Below are 16083 nucleotides of genomic sequence, written 5' to 3'. Positions count from 1 at the left end.
GGTATGAGCGATCCAGTGGTGCACTTCGAGATCATCGGCCGCGAGCCGGAGAAGCTGCGCGCGTTCTTCGGCGAGCTGTTCGGCTGGCAGTACGACACCGGCGGGCAGCCGGTGAAGGAGGTGGCGGAGAGCTACGGGTTCACCGAGGCCGGCATCTACGGCGGGGTCGGTGGCGGCGCGGCGTACGAGCCGCACGTCGTCTTCTACGTCGGCGTGCCGAACGTCGGTGACGCACTCGACGCGGCGGAACGGCTCGGCGGCACCCGCCGGTTCGGGCCGGTGACCTCGGGCAACGGGCTGGTCGTCGGCCAGTTCACCGACCCGGAGGGAAACCTGATCGGTGTCGCCGGCTCGCAGTAGCCTCTGAATCCGGACGAGTCACTTCCGGATCCGTGGAGGCTGTCGTGAGGGCCGAGACCAGCCCGACCGCGCGGGCGTTGCTGGCGCTGGAGCTGCTGCAGAGCAGCCCGGGCATCACCGCGGACCGGCTCGCGGACAAGCTCGGCGTCACCGAGCGGGCTGCGCGGCGGTACGTCGGGATCCTGCGCGAGGCGGGCATCCCGATCGAGTCGGTGCGTGGCCCGTACGGCGGCTATCGCGTCGGTCGTGGGCTGAGGCTGCCGCCGCTGATGTTCGGCGCCGCCGAGGCGTTGGGCCTGGTGATGGCCGTCCTCGACGGGCACCACGACGCGAGCGACCCTTCGACGCTGGTCGGCCGGGCGCTGGACAAGATCGTGCGGGCGCTGCCGGAGCCGGTCGCGGCCCAGGCCGAGGCCGTACGCCGGAACACCGCCGCCGCGCCCGACTACTCCGCAGCCCGACCCGATCCGGAGACGACGATCGCGCTTGTCCAGGCCTGCTCCAACCACCGCTGCGTCCGCCTGGACTACAAGTCGGAGGCCGGCTCGGAGTGGGTGATGGACGTCGAGCCGTGGGCGGTCGTCGTTCGGCACGGGCGTTGGTACGTGTTGTGCCGCAACCGCCGTTCGGACGCGACGCGGGCGTACCGGGTCGACCGGATCCGTTCGATCGACCCGCTCGACCACACGTTTCTCCCGCCGGCCGAGCTCGATCCGGTCGCGATGCTCGAGGAGCATCTGTCGGTCGGGTGGGAGTACGAGGTCGAGGTCGTGATCTCCATCCCGTTGGCGAAAGTGCGACGCTGGCTGCCGCGGACGCTCGGGACGTTGACGGCGGTCGACGAGGAGACGACGCGGCTGGTGGGGACGACGGGCAACCCGTACTACTGCGCGGAGATGCTCGCGAAGCTTCCCGCGCCGTACCGGATCCTGGGCTGCCCCGAGATCCGCGCCGCCGCCCGCGAGCTCGGCGAACGCGCGCTGGCGGCCGTGGCCGACGTCGACTAGGTCATGCGCGACTCGGCGACGTCGAGGCGGTCCTCGACGTTGGCCGGCGAGTAATGCCGGATCACCCAGTCGACGCTGCGCAGGCTCATGCTCGCCCAGTAGAGGCGGAGGACGGCGGGGTCGATGCGTTCGTCGAGGAGGCCGTCGAGCCATCGGATCACGTCTGGTGGGAACCCGGCCGGGGCGGCCTCGTAGCGCAGGTTGACCAGGCCGAACCAGCGGTCGCCGCGGCCGATGCCGTCCCAGTCGACGACGCCGGTGACCTGTCCGGCGGCGTCGACCAGCACGTTCGCCGGGTGGTAGTCCATGTGGACCAGATCGGTGCCGGTCATCGTCGATGGCGTGCCCGCGCCGACCTCGCGGACCCAGGCGAGCAGCCGGCGGGTTCGTGGACTGAACGCCTCGAGCGACTCGTGCACGCAGTAGCCCGGGCCGCTGCGCAGCAGGTAGAGCTCCGGTGCTGGGACGTCCGGCCTTTCGGCCAGCACGCCTTCGAACGAGTCGAGCGTCGCCAGCATCGCCTCGGCCAGCGTCTTGTCGCGAACGGCTGGCACCGATCCGGGCAGCCGCTGCTGCACGATCGCGACGCCACCACCGGGTACGTCGACGACCAGGTCGTACGTGGGCACGAGCACGCCTTGGTCGCGCGCGAGCTCGAGCAGCGACGCGTTCCGCCGAGTCTCGCCGGCGAGCGGTCCGCCGGGGATTCCGGTGAGCACGCCCTCCCGGCCGTCCGGCCAGCGGACGAACGCCGCGCCGACCTCTCCCTCGGCAGCGCGTCCGGTCACCTCGAGCTCCACGCCGGCGGAGTGGACCGCGGCGAGGAGCTGGTCGACGTCGAGCTTGGCAACGGGCGCGAGGGGATCGGCGTCAGGCACGAGGGACGACCTTAGTGAGCGGCCCTGGGTGAGGCCACCCAGTTACGCGCCGCGCCGGCTGCTGTCCTGGTTGGATGAAGGGCACCTTCATCCAAACCTATTGGATGAAGGTGCCCTTCATCCAAGACGTGGCGGGGTGGCTGGTGCGGGTGGTGGCCGGTGGTGCTGGTGTGGCGAGGTCTGGCTGGGTCGGGGGCACCCTGGTCCGAACCTATGGGACCAGGGTGCCCCCGACCCAAACCCCCGCCACCTGCCACCGGTCCGTGATCATGAACGTGATCATGAAGGCGAACCCGGCGTATACGACCAGTTCGGCTTCATGATCACGTTCATGATCACGGGCGTTGAGGGCGCGTGGAGGAGGCTGGCCTGTTTGGATGAAGGTGCCCTTCATCCAAACGGCGGTGGCCTCGGTTAGGCGCCGCGCTGGACGGCGCCGGTTCGGCGGGCGGCCGAGTCGACGGCGGACTGCTTCGCGGCCGAGACGTCGGTGTCGGTCAGCGTGCGGTCCGGTGCGCGGAACCGCAGTGCGAACGCCAGCGACCGCGTGCCGTCGGGGATCTGGGTGCCGACGTACACGTCGAACAGCCGCACCGACTCCAGCAGCGGGCCCGCTCCCGAGCGCAGTGCCGCTTCGACGTCCGCGACGGGAACTGACGCCGGAACGATCAGCGCCACGTCCTCCTTCGCCGGCGGGAACGTCGACACAGCGGGAGCAGGAACGGTCGAGTCCAACACCCCGAGCAGATCCGGCTGCAGCTCCATCGCGACCGTCCGAGCAGGCAACCCGTAGGCCTCGACCACCTTCGGGTGCAGCTCCCCCGCGTGCCCGACGACACGACCGTCGACGAGCAGTACGGCGCAGCGACCCGGGTGCCATGGCGCGTGGTCGTCGGCACGTACGTCGACCGTCACGCCCAACGCCGACGCGACGATCCGGCCGGCCTGGATCGCGTCGGCCCAGGTCGACGGGCGGCCGGCACCCCACCAGCCGGTGGCGTACCGCTCCCCCGCCGCCACGATCGCGACGCGGTCCGGCTGCGCGGGGAGAACGGCGTCGAGCGAAGCCAGCTCGGCGTCGGTCGGCCGCTGGTCGACGCGCAGCCGCGGCGCGACCTGCTGCGCACCCGGCGAGGGCCGGAACACCCGTCCGGTCTCGAACAACGCGACATCCGTCGCGCCTCGCCCGACGTTCCGGCGGAGCGTCGCCAGCAGGCCCGGCAGTAGTGAGGTACGCAGCAGCGGCGCCTCCTCCGACAGCGGGTTGGCCAGCCGGAGCGCGTGCCGCCGCGCGTCGTCGGCGGGGAGGCCGAGCTTGTCGAAGTCGGACTCGCCGATGAACGGGGGGTACGCGAGGATCTCCACGTACCCGGCTCCCGCGAGCCGCCGCCCGATCAGCCGGTGCTGGCGCTGCTCGGCGGTCAGCCCGCGGCCGGGAGGCGCGACCGGCAGCACGCTGGGCACGGCCTCGTACCCCTCGAGCCGGATCACCTCCTCGGCGAAGTCGTTCGGGTCGGTGAGGTCGGGCCGCCACGACGGCGGCGTCACCTGCAACGTCGAGCCCTGCTCGACGACCGTGCAGCCGACGTCGCGCAGCCGCTTGACCGAGACGTCGGTCGCGATCGGGTACCCGGCGACCTTCGCGGCGTGGTCGGCGGCGATCGGAACGGTCGGGGGTACGAGGCTGGTCCCGAACACCGACTCGGACTCGATCCGCCCGCCGCCCAGCTCGACCAACAGCGAGGCGACCCGGCGCGCGGCGTGGGCCTGGACGGAGGAGTCGACGCCTCGTTCGAACCGCTTGGACGCCTCGCTCGGCAGCCTGTGCCGGCGGGCGGTGCGGGCGATCGTGACCGGGTCCCAGTACGCCGCCTCGACCAGGATCTCGGTCGTCGACGGGTCGAGCTCGGTCGAGTCGCCGCCCATCACCCCGCCGAGCCCGATCGGGCCGGAGTCGTCGGTGACGACGAGGTCCTCGGGGTCGAGCTCGCGCGTCACGCCGTCGAGCGTGAGCAGCTTCTCCCCCGGCTGCGAGCGACGGACGACGATGCCGCCGCGCAGCTTCGAGCTGTCCCAACCGTGGATCGGCTGGCCGAACTCGTACATCACGTAGTTGGTCACGTCGACGCCGAGCGAGATCGGCCGGGTGCCGGCGAGCTGCAGCCGCCGCTGCAGCCAGCGCGGGCTGCGCACGGTCGGGTCGAAACCGGTGACGCCGACCGCCGCGAAGACCGGGCAGCCGTCGAGGTCCTCCGAGCGCACCGGGTAGCCGGCGTCGGTGGGCGCGTTGATGGCGCCGGCAGCGGGATCGCGCAGCGGCAGGTCGTACGCGGTCGCCGCCTCGCGCGCGACGCCGCGGACCGACATCGTGTAGCCGCGGTCGGGCGTGACGGCGATGTCGAGCACGTCCTCGCGCAGCAGCAGGATCGGCGCGGCCTCGGCGCCCGGATCGGCCTCGCCGGGCGGCAGCACGATGATCCCGGTGTGGTCGTCGCCGAGGCCGAGCTCGCGCTGCGAGCAGATCATGCCGTCGGAGACATGGCCGTACGTCTTGCGCGCGGTGATCGCGAAGCCGCCCGGCAGCACCGCGCCGGGAAGCGCGACGACCACGAGGTCGTCCTGAGCGAAGTTGTGCGCGCCGCAGATGATGCCGCGCGGCTCGTCCTCGCCGACGTCGATCGAGCACCAGCGGATGGTCTTGCCGTTGGAGTGCGTCTCGTCCTCGTACGACACGACGCGGCCGACCACGAGCGGCCCGGTGACGTCGGCGCCGACCTCGTCGACGCCCTCCACCTCCAGGCCGGCGCGGATCAGCCGGTCCGCCACAGCGCGGGCGGTCTCGGACTCCGGCAGCTCGACGAACTCCCGCAGCCAGGAGATCGGGACCCGCATCAGCTCTCCCATCCAAACGGCCGGGTGAACCGGACGTCACCTTCGACCATGTCGCGCATGTCCTCGACGCCGTTGCGGAACATCAGCGTCCGTTCGATCCCCATCCCGAACGCGAACCCGGAGTACCGCTCGGGGTCGATGCCGCAGGCGGTGAGTACGCGCGGGTTGACGACGCCGCAGCCGCCCCACTCGATCCAGCCCTCGCTGGAGCAGGTGCGGCAGGGGCGGTCCGGGTTGCCGACCGACTCGCCGCGGCACACGAAGCACTGCAGGTCGAGCTCGGCGCTCGGCTCGGTGAACGGGAAGTAGTACGGGCGCAGTCGGGTCGTGAGGCCGGCGCCGAACATCGCCTGCGCGAAGTGGTCGAGCGTGCCCTTGAGGTGGGCCATCGTGATGCCCTCGTCGACGACGAGGCCCTCGACCTGGTGGAAGACCGGCGTGTGCGTCGCGTCGAGCTCGTCGGTGCGGTACGTACGGCCGGGGCACACCACGTAGATCGGCGGCTGCTTGGACAGCATCGTCCGCGCCTGCCCGGGGCTCGTGTGGGTGCGGAGGACGAGACCGGCCTCGGGCGGGTCGATGAAGAACGTGTCCATCGTCGTCCGCGCGGGGTGGTCGGGCGCGATGTTGAGCGCGTCGAAGTTCAGCCACTCGGCTTCGACCTCGGGCCCGTTGAAGACTTCCCAGCCCATGGCGACGAAGACGTCGGCGATGCGTTCTTGCAGCGTGGTCAGCGGGTGTCGTGCGCCCAGCGGCTCGCCGTCCCACGGGAGCGTGACGTCGACGGACTCGTCGATGAGGATGCGCTCGTCGCGTTCGTGCTCGAGCTCTTGTTGGCGCGTGGCGAGCGCGTCGTTGACGGCGCGGCGGGCGCCGCCGAGGCGCATGCCGGCGTCCTTGCGGGCCTGCGGCGGCAGCGCGCCGATCTCCCGGTTGGCGAGGCCGAGCGGGCTCCGGTCACCGGCGTGCCCGAGGCGTACGTCGCGCAGCTCGTCGAGGTCGGCGGCCTTCGCGATCGCGGCCAGCGCCTCGTCGCGCATCCGCTCCACCTCGTCGGCATGCAGCGGCGTGACCTCGACGGGGTCGTAGTTCTTGTTCGGGCCCGACATCGATCTCCTCGGCACAGGGGGTTCCCCGGAGAGTCTAGGTAGGCGTGCCGGGAGCCCTGTCGGTGGTGGTCGCTAGCTGTGGACGAGCGTCGCCACGGAGTTACGCTGAGTGCTGTGCGGAGGGTGCTCGGTCTGGCGGTGGCCGGCTTGCTGCTGACGAGCCTGGCGGGTTGCGCCACGTCGGGAACGGTGACGAGCAAGCGGTTCGAAGAGGGTGGCTACCGGTACTCGCCCGGGACGACCACGTGGACCACGGAGTGCACGACCTCGGGTGGCTTCCCGCCGACCACGACCTGCCGCCAGGTCCCTGGCGGCACCACGTCCGACTTCCGACACGAGCCCGAGTGCTACCGCCTCACGTTCAAGAACGAGAACGGCAGAACAGGCCAGGACTGCGTGACGCAGCAGGTGTACGCCGAGCTCGAGGTCGGCGACCACTACGAGCGGGGGCGCTAGGACCTGTGGCGTAAGTCGGCAGTGCTCGCGATGCCGCTCTACCTGGCGAATGGGTGCTTGACGCGGCGTACACCCCACGTAAAGGGGCAAATGATCATGTAAACATGATCATTTGCCGTCCCTCGGGCGCGTTAGTCGGTGAGCCCCTCGGGGATGTCGTTCGGCAGCTCCACCACGAAGCGGGCACCACCGGCCGGCGACTGCTCGACGCGGACCGAGCCGCCGTGGGCTTCGACGAGGCCGCGCACGATGTACAGCCCGAGGCCCGAGCCGCCGCGGCTGCCGCCGGTGCCGCGCCAGAAGCGGCCGAACACCCGCTCCCGCTCGGACTCCGGGATCCCCCGGCCCTCGTCGTCGACCACGATCCGCACGCCGTCCTGCCAGCGGCTCAGCCGGACTGTCACCGTGCCGGCGCCGTGGCGCAAGGCGTTGTCGAGCAGGTTCGCGAGCACCTGGTCGAGCTTGTCGAGGTCGAGCCACATCGTCGGCACCGGGCCGTCGACGAGCAGGATCAGGTTGTCCTTCACCCGTTCGGCGCCCTGCATCGACGCGACGGTCTTCTCCAGGTGCTCGCCGAGGTCGATCGGCTGACGGCGCAGCGACAACCGGTTCGACTCGATCCGCGCCACGTCCAGCAGGTCGGTGATCAGCCGGGCCAGCCGGTCCGCGTCCGCCTCGACGGTCTCCAGCATCAGCCGGCGCTGCTCGTCGGTGAACCGGTCCCACTTGCGCAACAGAGTCGCGGTGAAGCCCTTGACGCTGGTGAGTGGCGACCGCAGCTCGTGCGCGACGGTGGCGATCAGGTTGGAACGTTCGCCGTCCTCGTAGATCCGCAGCCGCGCGCTCCGCAACGTGATGACGACGCGCTCGACCTTGCCGGACGGCCCGTTCGGGCGGATGAACTTGGACGCGACCAGCAGTTCCCGCCCATCGGGAAGGAACAGGCTGCACTCGGGATGGCCGGTCCGGATGTTCAGCCCGTCGTACGGCCGCGCGGACGCCCACCAGTCACGTCCGTCCCGGTCCTGCAGGGCCAGCGCGTCGGACAGGTGCTTGCCGACGAGGTCCTCGGCGGGCACGCGAAGGAGCCGGGTCGCTACCCGGTTCACGACCGTGACGCACGCACGATCGTCAGCGACGATGAGCCCATCAGGCACATCGTCGAGATCGACGACGGGCACCGCACGCCCGTCCTCGGGGTCAGCCACGGCGAAGCCCCCCTGCCGCTGCGTTGCCCATTCCCATTCCCTGAGCGCCGTGTTCTCGACGCTTCCTGCGGAGACTACCTCTGTTTGCTGGGTGTCCGGCACCCACCACGCTGGCGTTGGGCACGAGCGGAGGCATACAGACACACGGCCGCGGCGGTCGCGAGGTTCAGACTCTCGGCCCGGCCGTGGACGGGAACGCGTACGACGGCGTCCGCCAGTGCCCTGGTCTCCGGCGGCAAGCCCCATGCCTCGTTGCCGAAGATCCACGCGGTCGGGCCGCTCAGCAGGCCATCGTCGGCCGCGGTGTCGAGGTCGAGCTCGCCCGCTCCGTCGGCGGCGAGGATGCGCAGCCCGTGCTCGCGGAGGCCGGCCGCGCCGGCGGTCGCGTCCACACCGACCGCGACCGGCAGGTGGAACAGGCTTCCCGCGGAGGCACGTACGCACTTGGGGTTGTAGACGTCGACGGAGGCGTCGGTGAGCACGACCGCCTCGGCTCCGGCCGCGTCGGCGCAGCGAACGACGGTGCCGGCGTTGCCGGGATCGCGGACCTGGGCCAGCACGGCGACCAGCAGTGGGTCGGTGGCGACGACGTCGGCGAATGGGGTGTCGACGAACGCGCAGACCGCGATCAGCCCCTGCGGCGTCACGGTCTGGGAGAGCGCGGCGAAGACCTCGCCGGACACCAGCCGTACGGGGATGTCGGCGGCGTTGGCAGCGACGACCAGGTCGGCGTGCCGGTCGGCCGCCGCGCCGGTGGCGTACAGCTCGAGTACGACGCCGGGAACGCCGAGCGCCTCCTGGACGGCCTGCGGTCCCTCAGCGAGGAATCGCCGGCCCCGGACGCGAAACGCGCGCTTGGCAAGTCGGCGAGCCGCCGCGACCCTGCTGTTGCGCGGGTCGGTGAGCTCGGGACCTGCCAGGCGCGCGGACTTCGCGTTCGTGGCCTGGGCCGGGACGGTCAGGCGGCCGCCTCGGTCTCGGCGGGAACGGCCTGCTTCGCGACCTCGACGAGGGCGGCGAACGCCGGGGCGTCGGTCACGGCCAGCTCGGCGAGGATCTTGCGGTCGACCTCGACGCCGGCGGCCTTGAGGCCCTGGATGAACCGGTTGTACGTGACGCCGTTCAGACGAGCGGCGGCGTTGATCCGGGTGATCCACAGGCGGCGGAAGTCGCCCTTCTTCGCGCGGCGGTCACGGTAGGCGTAGACCAGCGAGTGGGTGACCTGCTCCTTGGCCTTGCGGTACAGGCGCGAGCGCTGGCCGCGGTAGCCCTTGGCCCGTTCGAGGACGACGCGACGCTTCTTCTGGGCGTTGACTGCCCGCTTCACGCGTGCCATGAGTGGTGACTCCTATCGGGAACGGCCTTGGCGGGATGCCCGCCTAGCCGGTGGGTTTCTGGACTAACGACCGAGCAACTTCTTGGCCCGCTTCTTGTCGGCCGGGTTGACCTCGACCTCGCCGGCGAGCCGACGGGCACGGGTGGAGGGCTTGACCTCCATCAGGTGACCGCGGTTGGTACGGCCGTGGACCAGCTTGCCGGTCCCGGTGATCTTGAAGCGCTTCTTTGCGCCGCTATGCGTCTTGTTCTTCGGCATGATTCAGCTCCTCGGTCGGCCAGTCGGTAGGTCCGGTCGGCCTGGTGCGGGGCGGTTCACTTCTTATGCTGTTTCGTTCTCGGGTACTGCGGTCACATCGTCCGCGGCCTCATCGACCGTGTCGGCCGGCTCGCCCTCGGCCTCGGCCGCCGGGGCGCTCGAGCCGTTCGAGCCGACGGGGTGGTTTCCGGAGACGCGTTCGAGGCGCTCGGCCTCGCGGTCGGCCTCACGTTCGGCCGCCTTCTTCGCCTTCTCGGCCTGCACCTCGGCTCGCGCCTCGGACTTACGCTTGTGGGGGGTCAGCACCATGATCATGTTGCGGCCGTCCTGGCGCGGGTTCGACTCGACGAAGCCGAGGTCGGCGACGTCCTCGGAGAGTCGCTGCAGCAGCCGGAAGCCGAGCTCGGGTCGGGACTGCTCCCGTCCGCGGAACATGATCGTGATCTTGACCTTGTCGCCCTGGCGAAGGAACCGTACGACGTGACCCTTCTTGGTGTCGTAGTCGTGCGGGTCGATCTTCGGCCGGAGCTTCATTTCCTTGATCACCGTCTGGGCCTGGTTGCGGCGTGCTTCCCGGGCCTTCTGAGCGGTCTCGTACTTGAACTTGCCGTAGTCCATGAGCTTGCAGACCGGCGGGCGCGCGGTGGGCGCGACCTCGACAAGGTCGAGATCAGCCTCCTGCGCCAGGCGCAACGCATCTTCGATGCGCACGATGCCGACCTGTTCACCGTTCGGTCCGACGAGCCGAACCTCGGGAACCCGGATCCGGTCGTTGACGCGAAGCTCTGTGGTTATGTCTCCTCCTGTGTAGTGCGGTGATCTGGGGCGGTGAGAACGCGAAAAAGGGCTCCCGCGTTCTCGTATGCGGAAGCCCACCTTGATCGTTCCTGCCCCAGCGCAGGTACGAAAAGCTGATCGCCATCCGCGATACCGCGCGGGTGTGGCGATCGGCCTGGACCCGACAACCCTGAGGTCGATGCGGGTGGGAGGTGGTCCTCCGCTTGTGCTGACCCAGTTGCCCGAGTCGGCCGACCGCCTAGGTTACCAGGCGGGTGGCCGCAACCGGAACCCGGAGGGGTTCACCGGCCGAAGAAGTCCAACGCCAGGCCGAGCCCGTCTGTTCCGCAGGACGCGAGCGTGGGCCAGACGTGACCGCAGTCGTGGGTGACCAGCTTGACGGTCGAGCCCTTCGCCTGCTGCTTGATCCGCTTCGGGAGGTCGCGTACGGGCGCGAACGTGGTGCCGAGCCAGTCGACCCGGCCACCCTCGAACGGCACGATGTTGTCGGCGCGGCCGTGCAGGTGGAGATAGCGAACAGGGCTGTCGCTGTGGCAGCTGGCGACCAGGTTGCCGGCGGCACCGGCGGCGGCCCGGAACACGTCGGGCCGGGCGCAGAGGGCGCGGATCGCCATCATGTCGCCGGCGGAGAAGCCGAGCAGGTAGACGTCGCCGAGTTGGACGCGCCGGTGGGCGTCGTGGGCGAGCTGGACGAGGTAGCCGACGTCGTCGAGCTTGCGTTGTTTCGCCGTACCGCAGCAGCCGCCGGCGTTCCAGGACTGGTCGACGCCCTGGGCGAACGCGACGACGTACCCCTCGGCGCGAGCGCGGGTGAGGATGCTGGCGGCCTTGTCGAGGCGTTCCCAGGTGCCCTGGTAGGAGTGCAGGACGATGAGCAACGGTCGGGGCTTGCCTGGTGCGGGGTTGGCGAGCACGTACGACCGGCCCTGCGGCAACGTGACCCGCGTGGGACCGGTGGGTACGGGCGTCGGTGTCGGCGTCGCGCTGGCGGTGGGGGTCGAGGTGAAAATCGGTGCGCTGAAGCTCGTACCGGACGAGCAGCCGGCGAGCGCGAGGATCGCGCACCCGGCCAGCAGGCGTCGAACGATCGGCACCGGGCGGTGCTCCCCTCCATGGCACACCAGCGTGGGATCCGCTCGACCTTATCGTCCGCGCTGTAGGTTGCGGCCATGGCGATGGACGGCGCCGTGACGGCGTCTCGGCGGTCCGCGGTCGTACGGCTTGCCGACGTCGCGCGCGAGGTGCTCGCCGGTCCCCCACGACTCGGCGCGGTCCGGCTCGTCTGCATCGACGGCCGCGCGGGCGCGGGCAAGAGCACGCTCGCCGGGCGGCTGGCGTCGTTCCTCGGGGACGCGCAGATCGTGCATCTGGACGACCTGTACGAGGGGTGGTCCGGGCTGCCGCGGGTCTGGGATCGGCTCGACTCCTGGGTGCTGCAGCCGTTGCGCGCGAACTTCCGCGGCCGGTACCAGCGCTACGACTGGGAGTCGGGCTCGTACGCGGAATGGCACGACGTCCCCGTCCGCCCGGCACTGATCGTGGAGGGCGTCGGGTCGGCCGACCGCGCGATCGATCACCTTTCTACGTTGAAGATGTGGGTCGATGCCCCACTGGACGTCCGCTACCGGCGCGCCATCGAGCGCGACGGCGAAGGATTCCGCCCGTACTGGGACGCGTGGGCGGCGGACGAGGACCTGCACTTCGCGCGGGAACGTACGGCCGAGCGCGCCGACGTCGTCGTGGACGGCGACTCAGCGCTGGCGTACGACGAGGAGACGGAGATCGTCATCCTCGGCTGATCGCACCCCTAGGCTGGCGGTCGTGCCTACGTTTGGACAGCTCAACTACGAGGACTCCGGCCAGGGCGACGCGCTGCTTCTCATGCCCGGCTAGGCCGGGAGCATCGTCGACCTCGACCGGCTCCGCTCCCGCCTCGTGGACGGGTTCCGCGTCATAGCCGCCGACCTCCCGGGCTCAGGGCGGTCGCTGCCGCAACCCCGCGAGTACCACGCGGACTACTACCAGGAAGACGCTCCCGTCCTCCTCGGTCTGCTCGACCACCTCGGCATCACCCAGGCGCACCTCGTCGGGTTCAGCGACGGCGGCGAGGAGGCTCTTCTCATGGCCGCGCTGTGGCCGGACCGCGCCCTGTCCGTCGCCACCTGGGGCGCGGTCGGGCAGATCTTCGCCAGCCCCGAGGAGCTCACGGCGCTCGCCACGATCGTGGACAAGCCGGTCGACCCGTTCGTTCCCCTCGTCGCGTACCTCGTCGAGGCGTACGGCGTCGACGGTGCTCGGGTGATGACGAGCAGCCTGGCGCGGGCGATGGGCGACATCGTGGCCAGAGGCGGCGACCTCAGCCGGTCCCGCGCGGCGGACATCAGCTGCCCCGTCCTCCTGGTCAATGGGACGCACGACTTCCTGGCCCCGCCCGAACCCGCCCAGGAGTTCGCGAACGCCATCCCGCGCGGAGAGTTCCGCGAGGCCGTGGGTGCCGGGCACGACGTCCACCACTCGCACGGCGACTGGCTGGAGGACACGTTGCTCGGCTGGCTGGCCGAGCACTGACGGCCCCTATGCTCGCGGGGTGACCAACGAGACCCTCGAACCGACGTTGCCCAAGACGTGGCGACCGAGGTTCATGCCGATCACCGCGGTCATCCTCGGCGCCGTGCTGGTCGGCGCCTCGCTGGGCATGTGGTTCGGCATGCCGTCCGACACCCGAGACGCGTTCACCTGGCCGCAGACCCTGACGATCGCCGCCGTCCTGCTGATCATCGTCGGAGCCCTTTACCTGCTTGGGCATTCTCGACTTCGGGCAGACGAGAACGGGCTCACGGTCGTCAACCTCGTCGGCATCCACCACCTCGCCTGGGCGCAGGTCGTCAGCGTGCGGTTCCGTTCGGGGGACCCGTGGGCGCGGCTCGACATCGACGACGGTACGTCGGTGCCGGTCATGGGCATCCAGTCGTCCGACGGTCCCCGCGCCCGGGCGGCGGCGAAGGAGCTCGCCCGCCTCATCGCCGCCCGCACCCGCACCGTTCGCAACGACTAGTCGATGTCATGGTCGCGCTGGCGCGCTCCGAGCCGGTTGCTTGAACGTGGCCCCTTCCCTCTGGCCGAAGGGCCACGTGGGCGGTCACCTGCAGACCGTCCGACCAGAGGGAAAGGACCACGGCACCCGGCTAGCCGAACTGCTGCATGCCGTACCGGGTGAACCAGCCGCGGATCGTCGCGACGTCGTTCGTCTTCGCCAACGACAGCAGCAACAACAGCCGCGCCTTCTGCGGCAGCAGGTCCTCGCCGCCGATCGCGGTGCCGCCGCCGTCGTACACCGCGCCCGAGCCGGTACGGGTCGTCGACACGAACGTGACGCCCTTCTTCGCCGCCGCGGCCAGCGCCGCGCTCTGCGCCGGTGAGATCCCGCCGGCGCCCGTTCCCGCCGTCACGATCCCCTTCACGCCGGCGTCCGCGAACGCCGTGATCGCCTCGCCGCCCGCGCCCTGGTAGCCGTACACGATCTCGGTCCGCGGCAGCTTCGCCCGGTCGACCTTGCCCAGGTCGAACGGCGTGGCCCACTTCGACGTACGGCACTCCTCCACCCGCGCCGGAGCCCGGAGCAGCCGGACCCGCTTCTCGTCGACGAAGCCCAGCGCGCCGTACTCCCGCGTCTGGAACGTGTCCATCCGCAGCCCGCTCGTCTTGGTCGCGTCGCGCGCCGGGTAGATCTCGTCGTTCAGCATCAGCACGGTGCCGAAGCACGACGTCCGCTGGCTCGCGGCCAGCGTGATCGCGTTGTAGAGGTTCGCCGGGCCGTCCGTGCCGATCACGTTCCACGGCCGCATCGCGCCGGTGAGCACGACCGGCTTCTTGCTGCGAACGGTGAGGTCGAGCCAGTACGCGAACTCCTCCATCGTGTCCGTGCCCGTCGTCACCACCACCGCGTCCGCGCGGGCGAGCTGCTGGTCGACGACCTTGGTGAGGTCGTAGTACTCCGGGATCGTGTAGCTGCCCGAGCCCTTGTTGCCGAACTGCACCGTCGAGACGTCCGCGACAGAAGCCAGCTCGGGCTGCAGGAACTTCACCAGGTCGGCGATCGAGATCTGGCCGGAGCGGTACGTCTGCAGCGCGACCCGGCTGTCCGCGACGCCGGCGATCGTGCCGCCCGTACCGATCACCACGACCTTCGGCACGCGCGTCTTCGGCGGAGCGGCGGCCGCGACGCTCCCTCCGAACAGGACGACGAGCGAGAGCAGCGCGACGAGCCAACGGCTTCGTTTCCAGAGCATGGCGGACCTCCAACTTCGACAAGTGGTCGACAACCTGGCCGAGCCGTGTGTCGATCTCGTATCGCCCGGTAACGGCGGACCGCATCGTGGCACGGTTGGCCGAACTCGGCCGGGAGCCGCGCCAGGCCGTCTATAGGCTGACAAGACTGTTCGCCCACCGAAGGGAAACCGTGGCCGGCCCGCTTTCCGACGTCCTCGTCATCGACCTGTCCCGAGCGCTCGCCGGTCCACATGCCGCGATGCTGCTCGGCGACCTCGGCGCCCGGGTGATCAAGATCGAGCACCCCGAGGGCGGTGACGACTCGCGCGGGTGGGGGCCGCCGTTCGTCGGTCCGGAGGGCGCGAAGGAGGCGACGTACTTCCTGTCCTGCAACCGGAACAAGGAGTCCGTCGTCCTCGACCTGAAGAGCGAGGCGGGAAAGCGCGACCTCGGGCGGCTGCTGGCGCGGGCGGACGTGCTGGTGGAGAACTTCCGGCCAGGCGTGCTGGACCGTCTGGGTTTCAGCATGGCCGCGCTGCGTGAGCTCAACCCGCGGCTCGTCGTGCTGTCGATCACCGGCTTCGGACACGACGGCCCCGAGGGCGACCGGGCGGGGTACGACCAGATCGCGCAGGGCGAGGGCGGGCTGATGTCGATCACCGGGCCGTCGCCGGGTGTGCCGATCCGGGTGGGCGTGCCGATCGCCGACCTGCTGGCGGGGATGTATGGGGCGTACGGCGCGGTGGCGGCGCTGCACGAGCGCGCCGTGACCGGGGTCGGGCGGGTCGTCCGTACGTCGCTGCTGGCCGCGATCGTCGGTGTGCACGCGTACCAGGGCACGCGGTACACGGTGGCCGGCGAGGTGCCGCAGGCGTTGGGCAACCACCATCCGTCGATCTGTCCGTACGGGTTGTTCGCCTGCCAGGACGGGCTGGTGCAGATCTCGGTCGGCTCGGAGGGCCTCTGGCGGCGCTTCGCCCCCGCGTTCGCCCTGCCTGTCGATGCGGCGGGCTTCTCGACGAACGCCGAACGCGTCGGCCAGCGCGACGTCGTGATCACGGCCGTGGAGGAGGCGTTCTCGTCCTGGCCGGTCGCCGACCTGCTGCCGAAGCTGGCGGAGCTGGGCATCCCGGCGGGTGAGGTGAAGGACCTCGAGCAGGTCTACACGTGGGAGCAGACCCTGTCGCAGGGGCTGCTGGTGGACGTGGAGCACGCGACGTTGGGGAAGATCCAGATCCCGGGTCCGGTGATCCGGCTGGACGACAACCCGTTCGCCGGCGGTCAGGAGACGAACGCCGCACCGCCGACGCTGGGCCAGCACACCGAGGACGTGCTCGCCTGGTTGGACGCCACGGACCGTTGACAACTATCTCTATCTAGGTAGAGATGAGGATCGTGAAGCGGAGGGACGTCGCCCGGCGCCTTCTCGAGGCCGCCGGCGGTGCTGGCGGATGGGCGCCGATGCCGCTTTACCTGGCGAGTGGGTGCTCTACGCGGGGTGTATCCCACGTA

The 16083-nt window shown here is 70.5% G+C and carries 17 protein-coding genes; 7 read left to right on the top strand and 10 right to left on the bottom strand.

Going from position 1 to position 16083, the window contains the following annotated elements; translation table 11 throughout:
- Positions 1-3 precede the first annotated feature (3 nt).
- Positions 4-360 (top strand): VOC family protein, encoded by a 357-nt coding sequence (locus JOD67_RS20230; RefSeq protein ID WP_205119157.1) that lies wholly within the window; start codon positions 4-6, stop codon positions 358-360.
- 44 nt (positions 361-404) lie between these two features.
- Positions 405-1367 (top strand): helix-turn-helix transcriptional regulator, encoded by a 963-nt coding sequence (locus JOD67_RS20225; protein ID WP_205119156.1) that lies wholly within the window; start codon positions 405-407, stop codon positions 1365-1367.
- Here the strand turns inward: JOD67_RS20225 and JOD67_RS20220 are convergent.
- The 3 genes from JOD67_RS20220 to pheS form a co-directional block, all read right to left on the bottom strand.
- Positions 1364-2245: an aminoglycoside phosphotransferase family protein gene (locus JOD67_RS20220; protein ID WP_205119155.1), complete on the bottom strand. Its 882-nt coding sequence runs from the start codon at positions 2243-2245 to the stop codon at positions 1364-1366. The genes JOD67_RS20225 and JOD67_RS20220 overlap by 4 nt on opposite strands.
- Positions 2246-2659: 414 nt before the next feature.
- The gene (pheT, locus tag JOD67_RS20215; RefSeq protein WP_205119154.1) at positions 2660-5137 is read right to left on the bottom strand and encodes a phenylalanine--tRNA ligase subunit beta; all 2478 of its coding nucleotides are present in this window, start codon (positions 5135-5137) and stop codon (positions 2660-2662) included.
- Positions 5137-6246: a phenylalanine--tRNA ligase subunit alpha gene (pheS, locus tag JOD67_RS20210; protein WP_205119153.1), complete on the bottom strand. Its 1110-nt coding sequence runs from the start codon at positions 6244-6246 to the stop codon at positions 5137-5139. The genes pheT and pheS overlap by 1 nt, the downstream gene beginning before the upstream one ends.
- 114 nt (positions 6247-6360) lie before the next feature.
- Here pheS and JOD67_RS20205 point away from each other — a divergent pair, with 114 nt between their 5' ends.
- Positions 6361-6702, top strand: coding sequence for a hypothetical protein (locus JOD67_RS20205; protein WP_205119152.1), 342 nt, complete (start codon positions 6361-6363; stop codon positions 6700-6702).
- A gap of 131 nt (positions 6703-6833) precedes the next feature.
- On the opposite strand, the gene JOD67_RS41985 is transcribed toward JOD67_RS20205, so the two are convergent.
- The 6 genes from JOD67_RS41985 to JOD67_RS20175 all read right to left on the bottom strand — a co-directional run bounded on the left by JOD67_RS41985 (position 6834) and on the right by JOD67_RS20175 (position 11396).
- A complete protein-coding gene (locus JOD67_RS41985) occupies positions 6834-7910 on the bottom strand; it encodes a sensor histidine kinase (RefSeq protein WP_307782469.1) in 1077 nt (358 codons plus the stop codon).
- 74 nt (positions 7911-7984) lie between these two features.
- The gene (locus JOD67_RS20195) at positions 7985-8830 is read right to left on the bottom strand and encodes a TrmH family RNA methyltransferase (protein WP_205123092.1); all 846 of its coding nucleotides are present in this window, start codon (positions 8828-8830) and stop codon (positions 7985-7987) included.
- 38 nt (positions 8831-8868) lie between these two features.
- Positions 8869-9246: a 50S ribosomal protein L20 gene (rplT, locus tag JOD67_RS20190; protein ID WP_205119151.1), complete on the bottom strand. Its 378-nt coding sequence runs from the start codon at positions 9244-9246 to the stop codon at positions 8869-8871.
- A 63-nt stretch (positions 9247-9309) separates the two neighbouring features.
- Positions 9310-9504, bottom strand: a complete 195-nt coding sequence (rpmI, locus tag JOD67_RS20185) for a 50S ribosomal protein L35 (RefSeq protein WP_205119150.1) — start codon at positions 9502-9504, stop codon at positions 9310-9312.
- A gap of 63 nt (positions 9505-9567) precedes the next feature.
- Positions 9568-10380 carry a translation initiation factor IF-3 gene (gene infC / locus JOD67_RS20180; RefSeq protein WP_372442338.1) on the bottom strand — a complete coding sequence of 271 codons (813 nt, stop codon included), beginning with the start codon at positions 10378-10380 and terminating at the stop codon, positions 9568-9570.
- Positions 10381-10583: 203 nt separating this feature from the next.
- Positions 10584-11396, bottom strand: a complete 813-nt coding sequence (locus JOD67_RS20175; RefSeq protein ID WP_205119149.1) for a CE1 family esterase — start codon at positions 11394-11396, stop codon at positions 10584-10586.
- Between the two features lie 75 nt (positions 11397-11471).
- On the opposite strand from JOD67_RS20175, the gene JOD67_RS20170 reads away from it, so the two are divergent.
- The 3 genes from JOD67_RS20170 (at position 11472) to JOD67_RS20160 (ending at position 13357) form a co-directional block, all read left to right on the top strand.
- Positions 11472-12101, top strand: a complete 630-nt coding sequence (locus JOD67_RS20170) for a nucleoside/nucleotide kinase family protein (RefSeq protein ID WP_239553933.1) — start codon at positions 11472-11474, stop codon at positions 12099-12101.
- Between the two features lie 103 nt (positions 12102-12204).
- Positions 12205-12870 carry an alpha/beta fold hydrolase gene (locus tag JOD67_RS20165; protein ID WP_307782745.1) on the top strand — a complete coding sequence of 222 codons (666 nt, stop codon included), beginning with the start codon at positions 12205-12207 and terminating at the stop codon, positions 12868-12870.
- A 19-nt stretch (positions 12871-12889) separates the two neighbouring features.
- The gene (locus tag JOD67_RS20160) at positions 12890-13357 is read left to right on the top strand and encodes a PH domain-containing protein (RefSeq protein ID WP_205119147.1); all 468 of its coding nucleotides are present in this window, start codon (positions 12890-12892) and stop codon (positions 13355-13357) included.
- Between the two features lie 130 nt (positions 13358-13487).
- Here JOD67_RS20160 and JOD67_RS20155 read toward each other — a convergent pair whose 3' ends face one another.
- Positions 13488-14591 (bottom strand): asparaginase, encoded by a 1104-nt coding sequence (locus JOD67_RS20155; RefSeq protein ID WP_205119146.1) that lies wholly within the window; start codon positions 14589-14591, stop codon positions 13488-13490.
- Between the two features lie 170 nt (positions 14592-14761).
- Between JOD67_RS20155 and JOD67_RS20150 the strand changes: the two genes are divergently transcribed.
- Positions 14762-15934: a CaiB/BaiF CoA transferase family protein gene (locus JOD67_RS20150; RefSeq protein ID WP_205119145.1), complete on the top strand. Its 1173-nt coding sequence runs from the start codon at positions 14762-14764 to the stop codon at positions 15932-15934.
- The last annotated feature ends 149 nt before the right edge of the window (positions 15935-16083 follow it).

This window comes from Tenggerimyces flavus, assembly GCF_016907715.1.
Lineage (GTDB): Bacteria > Actinomycetota > Actinomycetes > Propionibacteriales > Actinopolymorphaceae > Tenggerimyces > Tenggerimyces flavus.
This window is presented reverse-complemented; position numbering and strand designations above follow the sequence as displayed.